Source organism: Planctomyces sp. SH-PL62, assembly GCF_001610895.1.
Classification (GTDB): Bacteria; Planctomycetota; Planctomycetia; order Isosphaerales; family Isosphaeraceae; genus Paludisphaera.
In genome coordinates, this window is the sequence record NZ_CP011273.1 from 4,810,556 (window position 1) to 4,832,672 (window position 22,117).

19 protein-coding genes are annotated in these 22,117 nt (G+C 68.7%); 10 read left to right on the top strand and 9 right to left on the bottom strand.

The features are described 5' to 3' along the window. Positions 1-195: 195 nt before the first annotated feature. On the bottom strand, positions 196-2,001 hold the full coding sequence (nhaA, locus tag VT85_RS18490) for a Na+/H+ antiporter NhaA (protein WP_197490863.1): 1,806 nt from the start codon (positions 1,999-2,001) through the stop codon (positions 196-198). A gap of 905 nt (positions 2,002-2,906) precedes the next feature. Then, positions 2,907-3,746 carry a hypothetical protein gene (locus VT85_RS18495; protein ID WP_197490864.1) on the bottom strand — a complete coding sequence of 280 codons (840 nt, stop codon included), beginning with the start codon at positions 3,744-3,746 and terminating at the stop codon, positions 2,907-2,909. 302 nt (positions 3,747-4,048) lie between these two features. On the opposite strand from VT85_RS18495, the gene VT85_RS18500 reads away from it, so the two are divergent. The 4 genes from VT85_RS18500 to VT85_RS18515 all read left to right on the top strand — a co-directional run bounded on the left by VT85_RS18500 (position 4,049) and on the right by VT85_RS18515 (position 8,537). Next, positions 4,049-5,401 carry a hemolysin family protein gene (locus VT85_RS18500; RefSeq protein WP_068418671.1) on the top strand — a complete coding sequence of 451 codons (1,353 nt, stop codon included), beginning with the start codon at positions 4,049-4,051 and terminating at the stop codon, positions 5,399-5,401. Positions 5,402-5,554: 153 nt separating this feature from the next. Beyond that, the gene (locus VT85_RS18505) at positions 5,555-6,340 is read left to right on the top strand and encodes a (Fe-S)-binding protein (protein ID WP_068418674.1); all 786 of its coding nucleotides are present in this window, start codon (positions 5,555-5,557) and stop codon (positions 6,338-6,340) included. Between the two features lie 38 nt (positions 6,341-6,378). Then, positions 6,379-7,878 (top strand): LutB/LldF family L-lactate oxidation iron-sulfur protein, encoded by a 1,500-nt coding sequence (locus tag VT85_RS18510; RefSeq protein ID WP_068422268.1) that lies wholly within the window; start codon positions 6,379-6,381, stop codon positions 7,876-7,878. Further along, positions 7,875-8,537, top strand: a complete 663-nt coding sequence (locus VT85_RS18515; protein WP_068418677.1) for a lactate utilization protein C — start codon at positions 7,875-7,877, stop codon at positions 8,535-8,537. Before VT85_RS18510 ends, VT85_RS18515 begins: the two co-directional genes overlap by 4 nt. Positions 8,538-8,606: 69 nt before the next feature. Here the strand turns inward: VT85_RS18515 and VT85_RS18520 are convergent, their stop codons facing one another. The 4 genes from VT85_RS18520 to VT85_RS18535 form a co-directional block, all read right to left on the bottom strand. Beyond that, positions 8,607-9,932 (bottom strand): citrate synthase, encoded by a 1,326-nt coding sequence (locus VT85_RS18520; protein ID WP_068418679.1) that lies wholly within the window; start codon positions 9,930-9,932, stop codon positions 8,607-8,609. A gap of 154 nt (positions 9,933-10,086) precedes the next feature. Then, a complete protein-coding gene (locus tag VT85_RS18525) occupies positions 10,087-11,646 on the bottom strand; it encodes a Gfo/Idh/MocA family protein (RefSeq protein ID WP_068418683.1) in 1,560 nt (519 codons plus the stop codon). Positions 11,647-11,689: 43 nt separating this feature from the next. Beyond that, the gene (locus VT85_RS18530) at positions 11,690-12,571 is read right to left on the bottom strand and encodes a hypothetical protein (protein ID WP_068418686.1); all 882 of its coding nucleotides are present in this window, start codon (positions 12,569-12,571) and stop codon (positions 11,690-11,692) included. Positions 12,572-12,794: 223 nt separating this feature from the next. Next, positions 12,795-13,820, bottom strand: coding sequence for an FAD:protein FMN transferase (locus tag VT85_RS18535; protein WP_197490866.1), 1,026 nt, complete (start codon positions 13,818-13,820; stop codon positions 12,795-12,797). A gap of 571 nt (positions 13,821-14,391) precedes the next feature. Here VT85_RS18535 and VT85_RS18540 point away from each other — a divergent pair. The 4 genes from VT85_RS18540 (at position 14,392) to VT85_RS18555 (ending at position 16,767) form a co-directional block, all read left to right on the top strand. Next, complete coding sequence (locus VT85_RS18540) at positions 14,392-14,616, top strand: hypothetical protein (RefSeq protein ID WP_068418692.1); 225 nt, start codon at positions 14,392-14,394, stop codon at positions 14,614-14,616. 178 nt (positions 14,617-14,794) lie between these two features. Further along, on the top strand, positions 14,795-15,175 hold the full coding sequence (locus VT85_RS18545; protein ID WP_068418694.1) for an STAS domain-containing protein: 381 nt from the start codon (positions 14,795-14,797) through the stop codon (positions 15,173-15,175). 168 nt (positions 15,176-15,343) lie between these two features. Beyond that, the gene (locus tag VT85_RS18550; protein WP_068422271.1) at positions 15,344-16,258 is read left to right on the top strand and encodes a rhomboid family intramembrane serine protease; all 915 of its coding nucleotides are present in this window, start codon (positions 15,344-15,346) and stop codon (positions 16,256-16,258) included. Then, positions 16,255-16,767, top strand: coding sequence for a GNAT family N-acetyltransferase (locus VT85_RS18555; protein ID WP_197490867.1), 513 nt, complete (start codon positions 16,255-16,257; stop codon positions 16,765-16,767). The genes VT85_RS18550 and VT85_RS18555 overlap by 4 nt, the downstream gene beginning before the upstream one ends. Positions 16,768-16,772: 5 nt before the next feature. Here VT85_RS18555 and trpD read toward each other — a convergent pair whose 3' ends face one another. After that, positions 16,773-17,804, bottom strand: a complete 1,032-nt coding sequence (trpD, locus tag VT85_RS18560; protein ID WP_068418697.1) for an anthranilate phosphoribosyltransferase — start codon at positions 17,802-17,804, stop codon at positions 16,773-16,775. Positions 17,805-17,807: 3 nt separating this feature from the next. Next, the gene (locus VT85_RS18565) at positions 17,808-19,343 is read right to left on the bottom strand and encodes a trypsin-like peptidase domain-containing protein (RefSeq protein ID WP_068418701.1); all 1,536 of its coding nucleotides are present in this window, start codon (positions 19,341-19,343) and stop codon (positions 17,808-17,810) included. 304 nt (positions 19,344-19,647) lie between these two features. Here VT85_RS18565 and VT85_RS18570 point away from each other — a divergent pair, with 304 nt between their 5' ends. Continuing rightward, positions 19,648-20,244, top strand: a complete 597-nt coding sequence (locus tag VT85_RS18570; RefSeq protein ID WP_068418704.1) for an NTP transferase domain-containing protein — start codon at positions 19,648-19,650, stop codon at positions 20,242-20,244. Positions 20,245-20,531: 287 nt separating this feature from the next. Beyond that, the gene (locus VT85_RS26920; protein ID WP_082858719.1) at positions 20,532-20,933 is read left to right on the top strand and encodes an RNA recognition motif domain-containing protein; all 402 of its coding nucleotides are present in this window, start codon (positions 20,532-20,534) and stop codon (positions 20,931-20,933) included. 292 nt (positions 20,934-21,225) lie between these two features. Here the strand turns inward: VT85_RS26920 and VT85_RS18580 are convergent, their stop codons facing one another. After that, positions 21,226-21,711, bottom strand: a complete 486-nt coding sequence (locus tag VT85_RS18580; RefSeq protein WP_068418710.1) for a TraR/DksA family transcriptional regulator — start codon at positions 21,709-21,711, stop codon at positions 21,226-21,228. Positions 21,712-22,117 lie beyond the last annotated feature (406 nt).

Genomic DNA, 22,117 nt, shown 5'->3' on the forward strand with positions numbered 1-22,117 from the left:
AAAACGAGGCTCCGGCGTCTGTCACCAAACCGGGCTTTACGAGCGAACTCCGGACACGCGGGGCCATCAAGACTGAGGGCCGATAATCAAGACCGATCGTGCCGAAGGGATTTCCTTGGTTCTCGATCCTGGTCTCATTGGCCATCGCTTAGGGTGCAATCGCCCTGGTCGGCGGCCGTACCGCCCCCCGGTCGCTCAGGCCTCGTCCGCCTGCGGCCTCCGCCACAGGATCAGCATGCCCATCGCCCCGGCGGCCAGCGAGGCGAGGAAGATGGCGATCTTGGCGGCCGCGTAATCCGCCCGGTCCGGGAAGGCCACGCTCGCGATGAACAGGGACATCGTGAAGCCGATCCCGCCGAGCGCCCCGGCCCCGCACAGTTGGCGCCATGAGTAGGCGTCCGGCTTCGCGGCCAGGCCGGCGCGCACCGCGAGCCACGCGGCCAGGACGATCCCCATCGGCTTGCCGACGACCAGCCCCAGCACGATCGCCAGGATCAATCGTACTTGCCCTTCGAGGACGCCGGGCGACCAGGCGACCCCCGCGTTCGCCAGGGCGAAGATCGGCAGCACCAGATAGCTCGACCAGGGCTCGACCGAACGAAGGAGCTTGTCGGCCGGGGACTCGATCCGGGCGTAGATCGCGTCCAGCGTGCGCATCGACGGCTCGGACGGCCCGGTCCGCATCGCCTCGCCGGTGTGGCGGTCCTCCAGGTGGATCACCGTCGCCGCCTGCGCCAGCAGCGCGTGGAAATTCGCGGGCGGGAGCGACGGGATGAGCACGGCCAGGATCACGCCCGCGAGCGTGGCGTGCAACCCGGCCTCGTGGAGCACGAACCAGAGGACGACCCCGCAAACCGCGTACGGCAGGGTGGAGTAGACGCCGGCCCGGTTGAACCCCAACAGCAACGCGGTCGCCGCGCCGCCGGCCATCAGGTAGCCCATGTGGATCGCGCCGCTATAGAAGAGGGCGATGACCAGGATCGCGACGATGTCGTCGATGATGACCGCCGCGGTCAGGAACACCCGCAGCTCGACCGGGACGCGGCTCCCCAGCAGCACGATCAGGGCGACCGCGAAGGCCGTGTCGGTCCCGATCGGGATGCCCCACCCGTGCTTCAGCTCCGAGGGCGCGACCGTTGCGTAGATCACCGCCGGCAGGACGATCCCGCCCAGCGCGGCGATCACCGGGAGCGCCCCCGACCGAACGGTCGCCAGATGGCCGACGGTGAACTCGCGCTTGATCTCGAGCCCCACGACGAAGAAGAAGATCGTCAGGAGCCCGTGGTTGACCCAGTGGAGCAGCGAATGGACGAATCCGCCCTCGCCCCACACGAATCCCACCCGCGTCTCCCACCACGCCGCGAACGCCGGGCCCAGGGGAGAATTGCTGAGCGCCAACGCCAGCACCGTCGCCAGCCCCAGCAGCAGCCCCGACGACGGCCCCCAATGCACGAAGCCGAACGCGGCGGACTGGATGCGATGGCCGAGCGAACCGAGCATCGCGTCGGCCAGCGAGCTCTCGTCCCAGGCGCCCGCATACCGGCGGCCGTTGATGAAGAAGGTCGGCGTCGCCCGCACGCCGCCGCGCTGCGCGCCCTCGACGTCCTCGGCGACCCGCGCCCGCGCCGCCGCGTATTCGGGCTCGTGCGTCGCGTCGCCCGGAGACAGGCCGTGGTCGCGGGCGATTTCGTCGAAGTCGCCCTCGGAGAACGACGGCCCCCGCTCCATCAACGCCTCGTGCACTTCCCAGAACCGTCCGGTCGTCTGGTCCGCGTATTCAGACAGCACGGAGGCTCGGGTCGCGTCCTCGTCGTCGGCCACGGGCAGGTGTCGAAACACGTACCGCATCCGATCGCCGAACCGGCTCCGCAGCCCCTCGACGACCTCGTGGACGGCCTGACAGCGGGGGCACGTATAGCTGCCGTACTCGACCAGGGTCATCTCGGCGTCTTCTGGCCCCAGGATGTGGTCACGGTCCCTATCGACCGGAGGATCAATCATGATGGGTCTCATATCCGCCTAAAATGCAACTGTTCGCCGACGTCATGCCGTACGAATTCGTCCGGACGTCGAGCGGCCGCTTTCACTGATCTACGCGCGACCATTCGACGCGCGAAGCCGCGAAGTTCGCGGCAAACCGGATCGACGCTTCCGCGCGGAGACGCGGCCGATCTCCTTCGATCTCGGCCAGCCGTGGGCGAGTCTCTCCAATCCGGTTGATCCCACTGTAGTGGATCGAACCCGATGCGGCCATCCTTACTCCCGGAGGCTTCTCGGTCCGGCGCGGCGGAATCACAGCCGACGGATGGCCGAGCGGGTCGACGCCGCCGCCTCCCAGGGCAAGTGATCCGCCGTCGCTCGCCGCGCGGCGCTCCGCTCAGCCGACCCGTGGCGCTGCCGGCCCGGGATCGCTTTTCCTCCCGGATCGGCGCGCCAATCCCGCGATCATGTCGCAAGGTCTACGATGGGCGGCTCCCGACCGTCCCCGCTCCTTGGCAATTCGCGATCCGCGATCCCGCGCCCGTGCGACGCCTTCGTCAAACGCGGGTCGTTGCGACCGCGAGGACGACTTGCCACCTCGGCGACGAGGCGAAATTGACCGATCGAAGCCAATTCTCGGATCCGAAATCGGCACGCAACAGCAATACCGGCATCAAGTTGCGTCGATTGGCTTCGATTTCGTCGGCGCAGATCGAAGCCAATCCGGGGTCCCGTCCCGCCCGGCGACGGCTCAGGGCCGCACCGAGGCTTCGCGAGCGCGGCGAAATTGGTCGATCGAAGCCAATCCGAGGCCCCGAAATCCGGTTGCAAATCTCTACAAATTAATGCTTTACGTCAAACGGCTTCGTTCTCGCACGGGCGCGAACGAAGCCATTTCGGGGGAGGCGGGTCGGTGCTCGGGGGGATCAGGGGCGGGCGTTGCGCGGGGGATCGCCCACGACGCCGGGCTCGTCGCCGTAGGCCAGGACGGCCTCGTTGGCGGGGGGGGCGTTGCGATTGGCGAGCAGGCCTCGGTGCCAGGATCGCCAGGCCCGGTCCAGCTCGCGGACGTCGGCCAGGCCGTAATGGTCGAGCGTCGCGGCGTCCCAGTCGGACTCCAGGCCGTCTCGGACGAACTTGAGGAACCGAGGCCGACCGCCGATCTCGATCAGGAACCGGGAGATCGAGTAGCCCTGGCCGTAGAAAGCCATGAGGTCGCTGGGATACTCGTCGATCCGGAAGAGGTCGTCGAGCGGGATCTCGCCGCGACGGGCGATCAGGTCCATGGCGATCTGGTCGTGGCGCTTCCGCTCGCGCTCGTCCTCGCTCAGGAGCGAGGCGCCCTCGTCGGCCCAGCGCGGCATGGGGCCGCCGAAGAAGGCGGCGAAGACCGTGTGGGTCACCTCGTGGGGGAGCGCCGAGGCGAGGATCCGGTCGAGACGGCCCTCGACCTCCATGCTCTGGTCGCTGACGTGGCCGTGGCCGAAGCCGAAGGACGTCAGGCCCCCCGCCTCGCCGCCGGTCAGCTTCACCTTGACCGGGCAGGGGTGCGCCCAGTCCGGGAGTTCGCGACCGAGCCAGGCGAGGGCGATCGTGCGTCGGCATTCCTCGGCGTGCTCGGCGACCTTCTTGGCCACGTCGCGGCTCGGGGCCTCGACGACGAAGTTGGTGGTCCGGTGCGAGGCGCCGCAGAGCAACGGCAGGGCGCCCAGGAGCAGGGCGACGCAGGCGCGGGGGACGGAAGACCGAACGCAATGAGCATCCATGCGGCGCACTCCTCCTTGAGCGTTCGCGAGACGGGCCCGATCCTTCGAGCAAGCCGGGGGCGAGGGGCCGGAATCCGCATCGTCGCCGGGGGCCCTCGCCATCTCGTCGCCGAGACTTTAGCAGAATCCCCCTTCCCTGTCGCCTCTTTTTCCACCTCGCCGCAAGCCGGGAGCGGGCACGGAATTCGAGAGTGTCAGCCCGACGGCGATCGGTTAGAATCCCCGGATCGCGGGAGTCCCGCCCCTCCCCGGCCGCGTCCCAGACCCGCCAAACCCGAGAGCAGGAACCCGGCAAGCCCGACATGGAGACGTCCCACTTCCTCATCATCTCGGGCTTGATCCTGGTCAACGCCTACTTCGTCGCGGCCGAGTTCGCCCTGGTGAAGGTGCGGACCAGCCAGATCGACCAGCTGGCCGAGCAGGGGAACTGGGCCGCCCGGCTCACCAGTCGGGCCCTCGACCGGCTGGACCTCTACCTGTCGGCCTCGCAGATCGGCATCACGGTCGCGAGCCTCGCCCTGGGCCGCGCCATCGAGAAGTGGATCGACCCGGTGATGGAGCGGCTCCTGGAGTGGGTCGGCCTGGGCCACTCCGAGTTCGCCGTGGGCGGGATGACGATCGCCCTGGTCCCGATCCTCTCCTTGAGCTTCGTGACCTTCCTGCACATGGCCCTGGGCGAGCAGGCCCCCAAGACGCTGGCGATCCGGGCCTCGCGGATCGTCGCCCTGGTCACGGCCCCCCCTTTGGTCCTGCTCGCCTACATCTTCTGGCCGGCGATCTGGCTCCTCAACTCCGCCAGCAACCTGACCCTCAAGGTGTTCGGCCTGGGCGGGACCAGCGCCGAGGAGATCACCCACACCGACGAGGAGATCCGCCACATCCTGGCGGAGAGCGACGAGGGGGGCCACCTCTCGCGCAGCGAGCGGATGATGATCGAGAACGTCCTGACCCTGGAGGAGAAGACCGCCAGGCGGGTCATGATCCCCCGGCCCGACATCGTCTACCTGAGCCTCTCGCGGCCCCTGGAGGAGAACCTTCGGCTCGCCCGCCAGGCCGGCCACACCCGCTACCCGCTCTGCGAGGACGACCTGACGACGGTCGTCGGCATGATCCACGTGAAGGACGTCTTCCGAAGCGGCGGCTTCCAGAACGGCCGGCTCGACCTCCGCCAGCTCGCCCGCAAGGCGCCCTACCTGCCGGTCACCCTCCGGCTCGACCTGCTCCTGCTGGAGTTCCAGCGCAACCGGGTCCACCTGGCGATGCTGCTCGACGAGTACGGCAGCGTCGTGGGCATGGTCACGCTGGAGAACGTCCTGGAAGAGCTGGTCGGCCCGATCCAGGACGAGTTCGACCGCGAGGCCCCCGAGGTCATCCCGCTGGGCGACGGCGTGTTCGAGGTCGAGGCGTCCTGCCCGCTGGACCGCCTGGAGGACGCCGTGGGCATCGAGATCCCCGAGACCGACGCCGAGACGACCGGCGGTCTGATCCTCGACCTTCTCGGCCGCCTGGCCCACGCCGGCGACTACGTCGAGATCGAGGGCCACCGCCTCGTGGTCCTCAAGGCCGATCCCACCCGGATCCGCCGGATCCGGATCGAGCCGATCCGGGAAGGCGCCGCGGACGAGCCGGCGGGACGGGAATCCGAGGCCCCCTGAGTCCCGGCGTCCGCCCCTGGTCGCTGTCGTCGGGCGGGGCTTGGGCTATAATCCTTTTCCTTGATTGTTCGCGACTCGCGGGATGCGCGGTCGGCCTTTCGGCACGGCGGCTCGCCCCTCCCGGCCGCCGCGGGTCCGCAGGAGTCGGCGCCGATGCAAGTTTCGCTCTTCATCACCTGCTTCAACGACACGCTCTTCCCCGGGACGGGCAAGGCCATGGTGGCCCTCCTCGAACGGCTCGGCCACACGGTCGACTTCCCGATGGACCAGACCTGTTGCGGCCAGATGCACTACAACACCGGCTACCAGCGCGAGGCTTTGCCGCTGGTCTGTCGGTTCGTCGAGGTCTTCCGCGACGCCGAGGTCGTGGTCTCGCCGTCGGCCTCCTGCGTCGCCATGGTCCACGACGCCTACCCCAAGCTCGCCGCCGAGACCGGCGACGCCCAGCTCATCCGCGAGGTCGCCGCTCTGACGCCCCGGGTCTACGAGCTGTCGATGTTCCTGACGGACAGGCTGGGCGTGGAGGACGTCGGCGCGTACTTCCCGCACCGCGTCACCTTCCACACCACGTGCCATTCCAAGCGGATGCTCCACATCGGCGACGCCCCCGAACGCCTGCTCCGCAAGGTGCGGGGCATCGACCTGGTCGAGCTTCCCCAGGCCGACGAGTGCTGCGGCTTCGGCGGGACCTTCGCCGTCAAGAACGCCGACACCTCGATCGCCATGCTCTCGGACAAGATCCGCTGCGTGCTCGACACCCGCGCCGAGTACTGCGCCTCGGCCGACAATTCGTGCCTGATGCACATCGGCGGCGGGCTCCACCGCCAGCGGGCGGGCGTCCACCCCATCCACCTCGCCGAGATCCTGGCCTCGACCGAGGAAGGCATGCCGACCGGCGGCATCGCGGCGGCGGCGGCGACCGCCGAAAGGAACGCTTGATCATGGCCCGACACGACCCGACCACCAACGCCGAGCTGATGTCGCGCGAGGGGGTCCCTCCCCTCCCCACGAAGCAGCCCGCCATGGCCTTCCAGGACGCGGCGAAGCTCTCCCTGGCCGACTCCCAGCTCCGCTTCAACATGGGCAAGGCCACCACGACCATCCGCGGCAAGCGGGTCAAGGCCGTCCAGGAACTGCCCGACTGGGAGGCCCTCCGCGAGGCCGGCCGCGCGATCAAGGAACGCACCCTCCGCCACCTGGACAAGTATCTGATCCAGTTCGAGGAGTCGGTGACCCGGGTCGGCGGCAAGGTCCACTGGGCGGCCGACGGCGACGACGCCAACCGCATCGTCGCCGACCTCGTCAAGGCCCAGGGTGCCCGCGAGGTGGTCAAGATCAAGTCCCTGACCACCGACGAGATCGGCCTGAACGAGGCCCTGGCGCATCAGGGGATCACGGCCCATGAGACCGACCTCGCCGAGCTGATCATCCAGCTCGCCGACGAGCGGTCCTCGCACATCCTCGTGCCCGCCATCCACAAGAGCCGGGCCGAAATCCGCGAGCTCTTCCGCCGCACCCTGGAGAACACCCAGGACCTGAGCGACGACCCGAAGGCCCTCGCCGCGGCCGCCCGCGCCCACCTCCGCAAGAAGTTCCTCACCGTCCCCGTCGCGGTCAGCGGCGTGAACTTCGGCGTCGCCGAGACCGGCACCGTCTGCATCGTCGAGTCCGAGGGGAACGGCCGCATGTGCCTGACCCTCCCCCGCGTCCTGATCTCGGTCATGGGCATCGAGAAACTCATCCCGACCTGGCGCGACATGGAGGTCTACCTCCAGCTCCTCCCCAGATCGAGCACCGCCGAGCGCATGAACCCGTACACCTCGTTCTGGACCGGCCTGGCCCCGGCCGGCGACGGCCCCGACGAGTTCCACCTGATCCTGCTCGACGACGGCCGCTCCCGGGTCCTGGCCGACCGCGAGGGCCGGCAGGCGCTCAACTGCATCCGGTGCTCGGCCTGCCTCAACATCTGCCCCGTCTATGAACGGACCGGCGGCCACGCCTACAACTCGGTCTACCCGGGACCGATCGGCGCCATCCTGACGCCCCAGCTCGTCGGAGTCGAGAACGCCGGCTCGCTCCCCTACGCCTCGTCGCTCTGCGGGGCCTGCTACGAGGTCTGCCCGGTGAAGATCAACATCCCGGAGGTCCTCGTCCACCTTCGCGGCAAGGTCGTCCGCCACAAGCAGGAGAGCCTCCTCGGCCGCCTCGCCCCGGAGAACCTGGCGATGAAGGCCCTGGCCAAGGTGTTCGCCTCGCCCCGGCGCTACGCCGCGATGCAGAAGATCGGCCGCCAGGGACAGAAGCTCGTCGTCAAGCGGGGCGTGATCGACCGCCTCCCCGGCTACCTCGGCGGCTGGACGTCCGTCCGCGACGTCTACCCCGTCGCCCCCCAGACCTTCCGCGAGTGGTGGACGCAGCGCGAGCGCCAGCCCAAGGTCGAGCCCAAGCAGCCCCCCCGCGAGGAGACCCGGCCGTGAACATCTCCCGAGAAACCGTGCTGGCCAGCATCCGCGCCGCCCTCAAGGACGTCCCCGCGTCCGAGCGTCCCGAGGACGTCGTGGTCGATCGCTCCTATCGGCTCCTCGAGGAGGAGGGGGAGCGTGAGCGCCTCGAGCGCTTCATCGAGCGGGTCCGCGAGTACAAGGCGAAGGTCAAGATCGCGCGGGCCTCGGACCTGCCGAGGGCCATCGCCGAGTCGTGCGCCGCGAGGAACGTCGCGCGGCTGGTCGTCCCGGCCGACCTCCCGCAAGACTGGGCGCCGCCGGGCGTGACCCTGGTCCGCGAGCCGGGCCTGACGAACGACCAGCTCGAACAGAGCGACGGCGTCCTGACCGGCTCCGCCCTGGGGATCGCCCAGACCGGGACCGTGGTCCTCGACAGCGGCCCCGGCCAGGGCCGTCGCGCGATCTCCCTCGTCCCGGACTATCACCTCTGCGTGATCTTCGAAAACCAGGTCGTCGGCATCGTGCCCGAGGCCGTCGCCAAGCTCCAGAAGGCGGCCGAGTCCCCGGCGCAGCCGATCACCTTCATCTCGGGCCCGTCGGCCACGTCCGACATCGAGCTGAACCGCGTCGAAGGGGTCCACGGCCCCCGGACCCTGGAGGTCATCCTCGTGACCTCGCTCGACGTCTCCTGAGCCGCGAGGTCTCTGGATCAACCCCGATCCCTCGACGCCCGGCCGGGCGTCGAGGACGGGTGTGGCGCGTCAGCAGCCTCGGCCATCGATCGGGACGTACTCCCGCTTCCCGGAGCCGGTGTAGATCTGCCGGGGGCGGCAGATTCGGCGCTCGGGATCGCGGTAGAGCTCGTACCAGTGGGCGATCCAGCCCGGGACCCGGCCGATCGAGAACATGACCGTGAACATGTTCAGCGGGATGCCGATCGCCTGGAGGATGATCCCCGAGTAGAAATCGACGTTGGGGTAGAGCTTCCGCTCCAGGAAATAGTCGTCCGTGAGGGCGATCGAGGCCAGCTCGCGGGCGACGTCGAGCGAGGGGTCGGAGACGCCCAGGGTGTCGAGCAGCTCGCCGCAGGTCTGCTCCAGGATCTTGGCCCGGGGGTCGAAGTTCTTGTAAACGCGGTGGCCGAAGCCCATCAGGCGGAACTTCTTGTCCTTGACCTTGGCGACGATCGTCTTGGGGTCGTCGCCCCCTTCCTGGATCTGCCGGAGCATCTCGATCACGGCCATGTTCGCCCCGCCGTGGAGCGGGCCCCACAGCGCGCAGACGCCCGAGGCGACCGACGCGAAGACGTTGGCCCCGGACGAGCCGACCATGCGGACCGTCGAGGTCGAGCAGTTCTGCTCGTGGTCGGCGTGCAGGATCAGGAACTTCGTCAGGGCGCGGACGACCTGGAGCGGCGGCTCGTACCGCCCGTGCGGCCTGGAGAACATCATGTGCAGGAAGTTGCGGCAGTAGCTCAGCGAGGGGTCGGGATACTCCATCCGCCTCCCCTGGGTCATCTTGTAGCTGAACGCCGCGATCGTGCAGACCTTGCTCATCAGGGTCGCGGTGGCCCGGAGCAGGCGCTCGTCGTCCATCTCGGCGGAGAGCAGCTCGGGATGGTAACATCCGCAGGCGTTGATCATCGCCGAGAGCATCGCCATCGGGTGGCCGTGCGGCGGGAAGCCCTCGAAGTGGTGGCGCATCCCCTCGTGGAGTAGCTGCTCGTCGGTGAGCAGGGCCCGGAAGCGCTCCAGCTCCGCCTGCGAGGGGAGCTCGCCGAAGATCAGCAGCATGGCGACCTCGACGAAGCTGCTCTTCTCCGCCAGCTCCTCGATCGGGTAGCCGCGATAGCGGAGGACGCCCTTCTCGCCGTCGATGAACGTGATCGCGCTGTTGCAGGCGGCGGTGTTGCCGAAGCCGGGGTCGACGGTGACGTAGCCGGTCCGATCGCGGAGCCGGCCGATGTCGACGGCGTGCTCGCCCTCCGACCCGACGACGATGGGGAGTTCGACCTCCCGGCCCGGGAGCTGGACGCGGGCGGTCGCGCGATCGGCGTCGGTCGCGGCGGGGACGGCGGTGGACTGCATGGACGGACCCTCGTCGGGAAGCCAGGGAGGTCTCGGCACGGGGGCCGGGCGGGGCCGCGCCGGCGTGCGGCGGGGAAGGCGGGAGGCCGAGAAGTCGGGGGGGGAGCGGAGGGGCGGGGCGTCGGATCGCGCCCCGCCCATTCTCCGAGGGACGTCAGCCGCGGTTGGCGACGACCGTGGAGCCGTCGGGGGTGGCGTCGGACGCGTAGTCGAACCACTTGGGATCGAACTCGATCCGACGGTTCTCCCGCATTGCGATGTTGGTGGTCAGGGCGATCACCGCGTCGGCCAGGGCGACCTCGCCGCGGCAGCGCGGCTGGTGGTCGGTGTCGGCGTGGTAGTTGGACGAGTCGCCGTGGCGGACGCAGTAAGCGAAGTGCTCCAGCTCTTCGCGGTAGCCGCGGGAGGGGTCGGCCGTCGCCAGGCCGCCGATCGCCGTCGCGGCGCTGGGGCCGGCGGTGCTGGGGCTGGTCTCCAGGACCGGCTTCTTGTTCTGGGTGTCGACGGTGACGCTCGTCGTCTTCGAGAGGGCGGCGGGGCCGGCCTCCTTGAACAGGAGGATCTCCTTCTCCTGGTAGACGATCATGGTCCCCTTGGACCCCATGATCTGCTCGCCGAAGCCGTCGAACGAGTTGGTGTTGATCGACGAGTAGGTGACGACGACCCGGTCCTTCTCGGCCTCTCCGGGGAACTCGTACATCGTGAAGATGTGGTCGTCCACCTCGCGACCGTCCTTGTAGAAGAAATTGCCGCCGACGCCGGTGACGGCGATCGGGTGCTTCTTGCCCAGGAAGATCGAGCAGGCGTCGAGCTGGTGGCTCCCAAGCTCGGCCATCAGGCCGGCGCCGGTGCGGTTGTAGAGCCGCCAGTTGATCAGCTCGTCGAGGCTCTTGTAGCCGCAGGCGGCGTAGTCGATCCCCTTGTCGGCGTCGGGGTAGGGCCGCTTCCAGGAATCCTGATAGACGATGTTCCCCTTGTCGTCGCGCTGGTACTGGGGGAGGCCGGTCGCCAGGTCGTAGACCGGGTTCCCGGCCTTGTCGCGGGCGACCTTGGGCTGGGCGTTGTTGCGGTGCCAGAGGGCGCGGATGTGGCGGACCTCGCCGAGAACGCCATTGTTGAGCAGGAAGTTGGCGTTGTCGTAGAGGGCCGAGTAGTGCCGCTGGTGGCCGACGGCGAGCAGCTTGTTGGTCTCGCGGGCGACCCGGCACATCTCCTTGCACTCGCCGATGGAGTGGGCCATCAGCTTCTCGGTGAAGACGTGCTTGCCGGCCTTCATCGCCTCGATGGCGACCGGGGCGTGCAGCCAGAGCGGCAGGGCGATGATGACGACCTCGACGTCGGGGTCGTTGTACATCTCCTCCTTGGTCTGATACTGCTTGACGGCCTTGGCGTCGGCCTCGCCGTACTGCTTGTGGTTGGCGAACTCCTTGCGGGCCCGCTCCTGCTGGGAGGGGCGGACGTCGCAGAAGCCGATGATGTTCATGTAGTCGCGGTTGTGGAACCGGATCATGGCCTGGCAGCCTTCGTCGCCGGTCCCGATGATCGCGGCCTTGACCGGGGGCTTGTCGCCCAGGCCCTTGTTGTAGCCGAAATAGTAGGCGCCCATCGCGGGCGCGGCGGCGGCGGCGGCGAGCCAGTCTCGGCGGCTCATCCCCAGCGCCCGGTTCGCGTTCTCTCGGCCCAGAAGGCGCTGCTCGGCGGTCAGATTCGTCATTCCCAAGCTCCTCTCGGATCGATGTGCGTCTGTCAGGGTCGAGTCAGGAAACGGACCGTTCCAGCCTGCGGGACGACTCGGCGTCGTCCTCGCCTTCCAGCGTCCCCTCGCGCCGGGCCAGGCGGCGTCGGCGTCGGGGGCCGAAGACGAGGGCGTCGAGCCCCACCCAGTGGGCGCTCGGGGTGGCCGCGATCAGCAGGCAGGCGATCAACTCGATGAGGTTCTTGCTGACGATCCAGTAGTGCCCCTCCACCTTCGGGCTCTCGGGGAGGCCCGGCCAGGGGGGCATGGAGAAATAGATCATCGCCAGGAAGGCCGCAGCGAACAGCGCCGAGAACGGAGTCAGGAAGCCGACGATCAGGCAGGCCCCCATCAGGATCAGGCCGTACATGGTCAGTACGTTGGCGACGTCCAGAAAGGTCGTCGGCGGCCGGTACTCGGCCCGACGGGCCAGCCAGCTCTCGTAGTCCGCCGCGAGCCCGGTGGGGAGGATCGACTTGACCCAGGCGACGTCGAGCCAGGAGCGGCCCGCCTGCTTCTGGTCGGGCGTGACCAGGCCGAGCACCGCCGATTCGAGCTCCGCGCCCTGGGCGACGATCGGCTCCGTGAGGGCCTTGCGCTCGGTGTTGAGCACCTGCCTGGATTCCCAGGCCCGCTCCCGCTCGAACGACATGGACTTCGGGTCGCGCTCGACGAGCATCGCCGCGCGGAGGTCGTGGAGGTATTTGTCGCGGTTCTGGACGTTCTCCGGGTTGTTGAACCAGTAGTCGGCCCAGACGTAGCTGTCGTCGAGCACGACCTTCGCCTTGCCCTTCTGGTCCTCGTCGAATCCGTAATGGGCGGCGATCCCGTCGACCGTCGCGGCCCACGACTTCTTGAGCCGGTCGGCGTCCAGCAGCTCCAGGCCGTTGGCGTCGGGGAGCATGCCCCGGAAATAGGGGGCGAGCGGCCCGCTGGAGTTTCGCAGATAGATCTCGGCCGAGAACGGCTTGCCGTGCCGGCCCGAATCGTATTTATCCAGCCCTTCGGTGAGGAAGTGCCAGCCGATCGCGATCCGGAGCAGGACGAGGAAGAGCGCCCCGAGGAACCCTATTTGATAGCGTCTGGCGGCGTTCAGGGGACGCCTCCTTTCTACGTGCGAGAGGCAATCAGGACGAAGCGAAATCCCGGGGGCCGAGCCCCATCGCGACGACGCGGGGGGCGTGGTCGGAAGGGCCTTCGTGGACGAAGACGACGCCGACGTCGGGCCGAGCGGCGACCAGGTCGCGTGCGGCTTCGGCGCCCAGGACGTACAAGGCCGTCGAGAGCGCGTCGGCCTCGGCGGCGTTGGGGGCGAGGACGGTCACGCTCGCGGGGCCCTCGGCCGGCGAGCCGGTCCGGGGGTCGAGGATGTGGCCGTAGGAGCGACCGTCGACCTCGAAGTGCTGGAAGGCTCCGCCCGAGGTCCCGACGGCCCGATTCCGCACCCGGAAGACTCCCAGGGGGGATTCCGGGTCGAACGGGTTCCGCAAGGCGACCTCCCAGCGGTCCGCGAACCGCCCCGGCGGAGAGCCCAGCGCGAACAGGCTCGATTGACCGCCGTGGACGAGGGCCGACGTGGGAAGCCAGTGGCCGCGAAGGACGTCGACCGCGCGGTCGATGGCGTATCCTTTGCCGATGCTGCCGAGGTTGACGACCATCCCCCGGGTCTCGAAGCCGACCGTCCGCCGCGTGGGGTCCAGCCGCAGCCTGCACCAGCCGGTCTTCGCCAGGGCGTCGGCCCGTTCGGCGTCGGTCGGCACGCGTTTCGGGCCCCGGACGAAGCCCCAGGCCTCGGAGAGCGCCCCGGCGGTGACGTCGTAAGCCCCGCCGCTCCACTCGGAGATCCCCCGCGCCAGGGTCAGCAGGTCGAACAGGCCCGGCTCGACGGCCACGGGGCCGTCCGGCGCGTCCCGGTTCAGGAGGCTGACCTCGGAGTCGTCCCGGTAGATCGTGAGCTGGCCTTCAAGAGCCTCGATCAGGTCGAGCGCGCGGGAGGCCAGCTCGAGGGCGCCCGGGACGCGGGCCCCGAGGCGGATCTCGAAGTACGAGCCCATGCCGGGGCGGTGCACCCGCAGCAGGTCCATGGAACCGTCGGCGCCGGCGGCCTCGGCATCGGCCCGGTGCGCCACCGAGCCCAGGCGTCGCAGACGCATGAGATCGCGACGATTCACTCCGCTTCGTGGAGCCTTCACGGAGAGGGCCTTTGCGCAAGGGAACGGGGCTGGCAGGGGTGCCCCGGGAGATCCCGGGCCTGAGGAGGTCGGCGGAAGGTCGACCGGGGCGGTTCATCAACTATAACAAACGGACATGTCGCGAGAAGAGTCCAGATCGAGAATCGAATCGACCCTCGCCCGCGTAATCGCCGGGGCGGACGAGCCGCTTTCTCGCGGCCCGGGCGGTTCGTCCCGGCGTCGACCGGCCGCGGCCCCGGCGTCCGCGCGGCCTCCCCAGGATGATCCGCGCGATCGATCCCCAGCCGGAGGCCGCGTCCCGGAGCGATCGTGACGGATGAGAAGGCGGAACCTCGACCGATTCCGGCGGAAATCCTGATGCCGCGACCGACCGGACGCCGATGGATGATTCCGTCAGGATTGAGCCGGGAGGGTCGAAACCACGTCTCTATCGACGCGCCCCGGTCTCGTGCTCGGCCCTCGAGCGGATCATGGAACGGTTCGGGACCGCCCGGTCATTCGAACCGCGGGAATGCACGGAGGACGAAAAACGATGGCGACCGCACGTCTGCGACTCTTCCCCTACCCTGAGGAAGACCACGAGGAAGTCGAGGCTCCGTCCATCCCCATCCGCCTCTGCGACCTGTACCCCCTGCTCGCCCAGGCCTACCGCGACAACTACGTCTGGCTCCGCGATTTCGAGAACGACGAGCTGCTCGTCAGCGGGGACCTCTACGAGGTGATCCGCGCCTTCTCGAATTGCCGCCCTTCGGCCTGACCCGCCGATCGGGCGACTTCACCCCGCCGCGCCCGTCGCCCTTGCGGCGGGTGGACCGGAGGCGGGTCTTCGACCTTGCCGCCGCCCCGCGGAAGCGCTAGGCTAGGTGGGTGGCTCCACAAGGACGTCCCACTCCATCTCGGTCCGACTCGGCATATCCACGAAGCGAGCTCCCACGATGGTCACCAAGAAGATCAGCAATGACGAGGCCTTCACGATCGAACGGCATGGCGACGTGACCGTCATCACGGCGACCCCCGCGCTGGAGAAGCTCTCGTTCCGGCTCGAAGAACAGGCCGCCGACCTCATCCTCGAACCGATCCGCCGGCAGGACGCCCCGCTGATCGTCTTCGACCTCAGCCGGGTCAATTACTTCGGTTCGATGTTCCTGGCCCTGCTGATCCGCACCTGGAAGCTGGCCACGGCTTCCGGCGGCTCGATGGCGATCTCCGGCGTGACGGCGAGGACCCGCGAACTGCTGCGGGTGACCTCGCTCGACATCGTGTGGCCGATTTACGACACCCGCAGCGAGGCCGTCGCGGCGCTCGAACTCGATTGAGGCGTCACGTCGCCGGCCGGGCCCCGACGGCCCGGCCGCGTCGCGTTCTCGGCGGGCTTCGCGCCTGACGTTGACAGTTCCCCTGGCCGCCCCGATGATGAGTTTGTGGGCCTCGGCCGGATCCCGACCCGACCGCCGATCGTCCCGTTTCCCGGGAGCGGAGCCAAGATGGGGATATACGACCGCGAATATTATCGTGGTGAGAAGAGCGGCCCCGGCTGGTTCAGCGGACCGGCGCCGTGGTGCAAGACGATCATCCTGATCAACGTCGTGATCTTCCTGGCCCAGCGGGCCTTCGCCATCGACCCGGACTTCATCCGGGAATGGGTCGCCGCCTCCCCCGAAGGGATCTTCCGGCAAGGCCGGGTCTGGGAGCTGCTGACCGCCACGTTCCTGCACGATTCCAAGATCTGGCACATCCTCGGGAACATGCTGTTCCTCTGGATCGTCGGCCGGGAGATGGAGTCGCTCTACGGCGGGCGGGACTTCCTGGCGTTCTACCTGGCCGCGGCGATCGTCAGCACGTTCTGCTGGACCGTCGCGCAGGCCTTCGCGCCGGGATATCATTACATGATCGGGGCCTCGGGCGCCGTCGCGGGGGTCCTCACCCTCTACACGCTCTACTATCCCCGCCGCGAGATCCTGTTCTTCTTCATCCCCATGCCCATGTGGGTCGTCCTGGCGATCTTCCTGGTCTGGCCGCTGCTGTCGGACGGCCGTGGCGGCGCCGTCGCCTACGAGTCGCACCTCGCGGGGGCGGCCTTCGCGGTGGCCTTCAAGCACTTCGACCTGCGTTGGTCCCGGCTGACCGACGGCCGGTTCAGGCGGCCCCGCCTCAAGCTCGTCACGCCGCCGCGCTACGAGCCGACCCGGCCCCGCACCCCGGTCGTCAGCCGGGGCGAGAAGGTCGGCGCGATGGCGTCGTCGGTCTCCGTCCTGCCCGAGGAACAGCTCGACGCCCGGCTCGACGAGGTCCTCGCCAAGATCGCCCGCGAGGGCCGCGACGGGCTCAACGAGGAGGAGCGCCGGGTTCTCCAGGAAGCCAGCCGACGAGCCCGAGATCGACGGAGCGACCGCAGGTGACCCCGCAATCGAATCGCCCGGAGTCCTCCTTCACCATCCGGGACGGCGAGCCTTCCGATCTCGACGTGATCGTCGATTACAACCTGAGGCTCGCCGAGGAGACCGAGGACAAGCGGCTGGACCGCGTCATCCTCCGCAACGGCGTGGCACGGGCTCTGGCCGATCCCGAGCGGCTGCGCTACTGGGTGGCCGTCAGCCGCGACGACGGCCGGGTCGTCGGCCAGACCGCCATCACCCGCGAGTGGAGCGACTGGCGGGCCGGCTGGCTCTGGTGGCTCCAGAGCGTCTACGTCGAAGCCGAGTCCCGCGGTCAGGGCGTCTTCAAGGCCCTCTACGGCCGCATCCGGGACGAAGCGCTCGCGACCGACGACGTCCTCGGCATCCGCCTCTACGTCGAGCACGAGAACCACCGGGCCCGCGACGCCTACAAGGCGCTCGGCATGGACGAGGCCGGCTACTCCGTGCTCGAGGAACTCTGGCTGGGCCGATCGCGGGCCAAGGCGGAGTAGGGCGGTCAGGACGCCCCGTGAGTCCGCCTCGCCCAGCGTTCCAGCAACCGGGCGGCCTCGCCCGAGTCCAGCGCCCGCGCGGCCCGAGCGACGGCCTCGGGCAGAGGCGTCTGTTCTACCACCCAGATGGCGGCCGCGGCGTTCGCCAGTAAGAACTCCCGAACGGGGCCGGGCTCGCCCTCGAAAGCCCCCCGGAGCATGGCGGCGCTCTGCGCCGGGTTCTCGACCCTGAGAGCCGACGCGGACGCCTCGGAGAGGCCGAAATCGGCCGGGATCCAGGAGAGCCGCGCGATCCGGCCGTCCTCGACCAGCAGGACCTCGGTCCTCGCGGCGAGCGTCACCTCGTCCAGCCCGTCTTCCCCCCGAACGACGGCCGCACGGCGGATCGTCGAGGTCCGCGAGAGGACCTCCGCCATCCTTTCCGCGTGGGCCGGCTGGGGGGCGCCGACGAGCTGGAACGCCGGCGAGGCCGGATTGCAGAGCGGGCCGATCAGGTTGAAGACGGTGCGGAACGGCAGTCGGCGACGGACCGGCGCAACGGTTTTCATGCCGGGGTGGAAGCGGGGGGCGAACAGAAACGCCAGGCCCAGGTCGTCGAGCGTGGATCGCAGGAGGGCGGGTTCCGACTCGATCGCGATCCCGAGTTCCGTGAGCACGTCCGAACTGCCCGAATTCCCGGACGCCGCGCGGTTGCCGTGCTTGACGACCGGCACGCCGCAGGCCGCCAGGATCACGGCCGTCCCGGTCGAGATGTTCACCGTCGCGGCGCGGTCGCCGCCGGTGCCGCAGGTGTCGATCGCCGCCGGGCGGCCCGACGCGAAGGGGATCATCCGCTCGCGGATGGCCTCGACGGCGCCGAGCAGTTCATCGCCGGTCTCCCCCTTCACGTGGAGGGCGGTGAGGAACGCGGCCGTCTCCACGTCGCCGGCCTCGCCGTCGAGGATCGCTCCGATCGCAAGCCGTGCCGCTTCGGTGCTCAGGGGACGTCCGGCCGCCAGGCTTTCGATCGCGGCGGTGATCGCTTCGTGCAGTGGCATGAATCAAGGGACTCGCAAGACGTGGCGTTCGACGTGGTCCCCCACGGGACGATCGATGCTGATGATCAAGGGGCCGCCGTCCTTGAGCGCCAGGTAGCGGGCGGCCTGCTCGGCCGTCTGGATCGCCTGATCGTTGACCGCTGCGATCACGTCGCCGACCTGGCAGTGGGCGGCGAACGGGCTGTCGGGCTCGACGCGGACCACGAGGGCCCCTAGGAGGGTGTCGGGGAGGCCTCGGCCGGCGACGAGTTCCGCATTCAGGCTCTGGAGTTCCAGTCCCATCGAGCGGCTCGACGTCTTCGCCGGAGTCTCGGCCCGATCGCCCTGACCGCCCTGGGTCGACTCCTCGGGGGGGCCGAGGGTCCGCTCGCGGTCTGCGACCATCACCTGGAGCTTGGTCTCGCGACCGTCGCGCCAGACGACCAGATCGGCGGGCTTGCCTACGGGGAACATGGAGACGGCGTTGATCAGGTGATTCAGGTCCTGGATCACGGCGCCGCCGAACTGGAGCACGACGTCGCCGTCGCGGACCCCGCCTCGGGCGGCCGGGGAATCGGTCCCGACTCGTTCGATCAGGGCGCCCCGGGGGCGGTCGAGGCCGCGTTCGACGGCCTTCTCGGGCCGGAAGTCGGGGTCGAGGATCACCCCCAGCCCGCCCCTCGTGACCCGCCCGTTGACGATCAACTCGTTCATGATCCATCGGGCGAGGTTGATGGGGATGCTGAAGCCGACCCCCTCGTTGCCGCCGTGGCTGCTGGCGATCGAGTTGTTGATCCCGACCACCTCGCCGAGCATGTTGACGAGCGGTCCGCCCGAATTCCCCGGGTTGATCGCCGCGTCGGTCTGGAGGAAGTCCTGATTCTCGACGTCCTGCAGCTCATCCATGTGGCGGCTGCGGGCGCTGATGATTCCCTGGCTCACCGAATGAGTCAGCCCGAACGGGCTCCCCAGGGCCAGCACCCAGCTCCCGACCTGGACCACGTCGCTGTCGCCCAGGCGGGCGGCGGGAAGGTCGTCGCGATCGAGCTTCAGCACGGCGATGTCCGCCATGACGTCGCTCCAGATCTTTTCGGGGGTCAGCGACCGGCCGTCTTGCAGGAACACGCGGATCCGGCTGGTCTTGCCTCCCTCGACCACGTGGTGGTTCGTCAGGACGTAGAGCCCGGACGCCTTGTCGCTCCGGACGATGACCCCGGACCCGGTCTCCTCGAACTTGCGCGTGCGCTGGCCTTCCTCGTGCCTCGTGGTCTTCTGGGTGATGATGTGGACGACCGTGGGGCGGACGGCCCGCGACACCAGCTCGAACATCCGATCGACGTGCTTGAACCTGTCGTACTCGCGGGCCAGCTCGTCGTACACCTGGACGTCGTTGGCCTCGACCCGGCTGATCTTGCGGACGTCGGGCTTCGCCGGGCCGTCCGGCGCCGAGGCGGCCTGCGCCGAGATCGTCCCGCCTCCCCGGCCCAGATGGAACCCGACGCCGAGCCCGGCGGCCATCGAGCCCGCCGCAAGGATGATCGAGGCCGACCGGATCTTCATGAACGGGCTCCACGCCGAGCGGTCATTGGGCGGCTCGGCTCGCGATGAACGGACGCGAGCCGCGCGACCCCGACGGACCGGCACCAGATCAATATACCCCCTGCCGGAATCCCAAGTCAAAACTCCACGCCCCCTCCCCCGGCCGCCTCGGCCTACAAGCCTCCTTCTCCGCATCCCCATAAGGAGTTGCCCGCGAAGACCGCGGGGCGTACCGTAGCGATCGGTTCCGCGAAGGATGGCTCCGAGGAGGTGCGTGATGCCGGATGTGGCGGCGATCGTTCTCTGCGGGGGGGAGAGTCGGCGGATGGGAAGGTCGAAGGCCGACCTCCCGTTCGGGGCGGAGACGCTGCTCCAGCGGGTCGTCCGGCTCGTCGGGTCGGCGGCCCGGCCGGTGGTCGTGGCGGCGGCCTTCGATCAGGAGATCCCGCCGCTGCCGGACGGCGTCGTGATCGTGCGCGACCCCCCATCGCCTCGGGGTCCGCTCGAGGGCCTGTCCTCGGGCCTCGCCGCGCTTCCCGCCGAGGCCGAACTCGTCTACGTCGCCCCGGTGGACGCCCCGTTCTTCACGCCCGAATGGCTCCGAGCCCTCGTCGCGATGATCGGCGATCACGACGCGGTCGCTCCGGTCGTCGGCGGCTTCACCAACCTCGTCAACACCCTCTATCGCATCGAGCCGACTCGCCGGGCTGTCGCGAGCCTCCTGGAACGCAAGGAATATCGGGCGCGGGAACTCGGCCGGATCCTGCACTGCCGCGAGGCGACCGAGGTCGAAATGCGACGGGTCGACCCCGACCTGGACCCCCTCATGAATCTCAACGACCCCGAGGCCTACCGACGAGCCCTCGATCTCTGGGCGGCGCGGGAATCTCGACCTGGCGAAGCGCGGAAACCGCCTCGCTGACGGCGTCCCGGGACGCTTTTCGGGCACGGCGGAGAGGCCGGCCCAGGGCCTCGACGAGCCTCGCCGCGATTCCCCAAAAAGCGTGGAAATTCTTTGGGAGCGTCGTTCGGGGTTCGGTATACTCAAGGGTGGCTGGAAATGGATGTGTTGGCGACGTCGATCCGCTTTTCAGGACCCTCTCGCCCCCCCTCCGTTCCCTTCCGCCGGGCCGCCATCCGGCCCCTTTCGCCTCGGCCTAGAAAGTAAAACGAGGGCCGCTTTCACGTCCACGCTCAGGAGATTGTAAGTTGGGCAAGAAATTGTACGTCGGCAACCTGACCTACGGGGTCGCCGATGCCGACCTCGAGCAGCTCTTCTCCCAGTTCGGGACGGTCCAGAGCGCTCAGGTGATCACCGACCGCGAGACCGGTCGCAGCAAAGGCTTCGGATTTGTCGAGATGGACACGGATGCCGAAGCCCAGGAGGCCATCCGGGCCCTGCACGACCAGGATCACGGCGGACGTCGGTTGACCGTCAATGAAGCCCGACCTCGCGAGCCTCGCTCGGGTGGCGGCGGCGGCGGCTACGGTGGCGGCGGCGGCTACGGTGGTGGCGGCGGCGGCTACGGCGGCGGCGGCGGTGGTCGCGGCGGCTATGGCGGCGGCGGCGGCTACGGCGGCGGCGGTGGTGGTCGCGGCGGACGCTATTGAGCCCCCGACCCAGGGCGTGGACGATCGAACGACTGAGCGATTGTCGGCTTCCCGCGTGATGTCAAACCGGCTCGTCGAGATCCGGCCCCGGTCTTGAACCGGCTGGTTCTGGGTCTCGCCGTGCCATCCGCGAGACGGGCTGGTTCCGCTCTCGACCCTCGTGGGCTGGAATCCCTTCCCACCACCCGCGACCGACGACCCCACCAAAAAACGCAGGCCGCCGAGGGACTCCCCCTCGGCGGCCTGCATCATTTCGGGATCGAGTCGGCTCGACTCGATGCTTCGCTCGCGATCAGCGGGCGGAGTCGCTGAAATCCATCTCGAAGTCGCTGAGGTTGATCTTGGCGTCGCCCTCTTCGTCGGAGGGCTTGGAGAAGACCTTCGCCCAGCGGAGCGAGTCGGAATCCATCAACCGGCCCCCCTGCCCCAGCCGCTCGTTCTCGCGCTGGCAGTCGATGCAGCTGTTGGTATAGGGGAGGGCGTTGAGGCGAGGCTCGGAGATCTTCCCGCTGCAGAATTCGCAACGGCCATACACGCCGGCCGCGATCCGCTGGAGGGCGTGCTCGATCTGGCCGAGTTCGCGGCTCTCGATCTCCACCAGGCGCGAGCTGATCTCGTCGTTGGCCGAATCCACCGCGGCGTCGACGTTGTCACCCACCCCGCCCATGTCGGAGAATTTCGGAAAGCCGTCCGAATCCCCGGAGAGGGCCTTGCGGAGAGCGTCCCGTCGCGCGATCAACCGAGAGGTCAAGCGAAGCAGAGCGTCTTTGCGGGCCATAGTACACCTCCTGGTGTATTTTCTTCTGGGATCACTGAGACTCGGCCGCCGCGAATCAGGGGTCCGCTTTCACCTACAAGTGCCAGCGGGGGATGAAACGGCTGGGATCGGATATCGATCAAACAGATGATAGCTCATGGCTTGTGGGTCGCCGTCTCATTCGTGACGATCCCGCGTCGACCCTCGAGATGGCACCGAACTGCCCGGCGGCCTCTCGAATCGCGACACCCTTTACTAGCACATGATGCGCCGTCGACAAGGTCTGGGCCTGGATCTCCCCAAAGCCGCAGTTACTACGTCGATTCCAGAGAAAGGTTTGACGAATTTTCTAGGATTTTGTTCCCGAAACCTAAAACTTTCGGGGAAAGGGACGTTCCCTTCCACGGAGTTCCTCGTCCACGTCTGA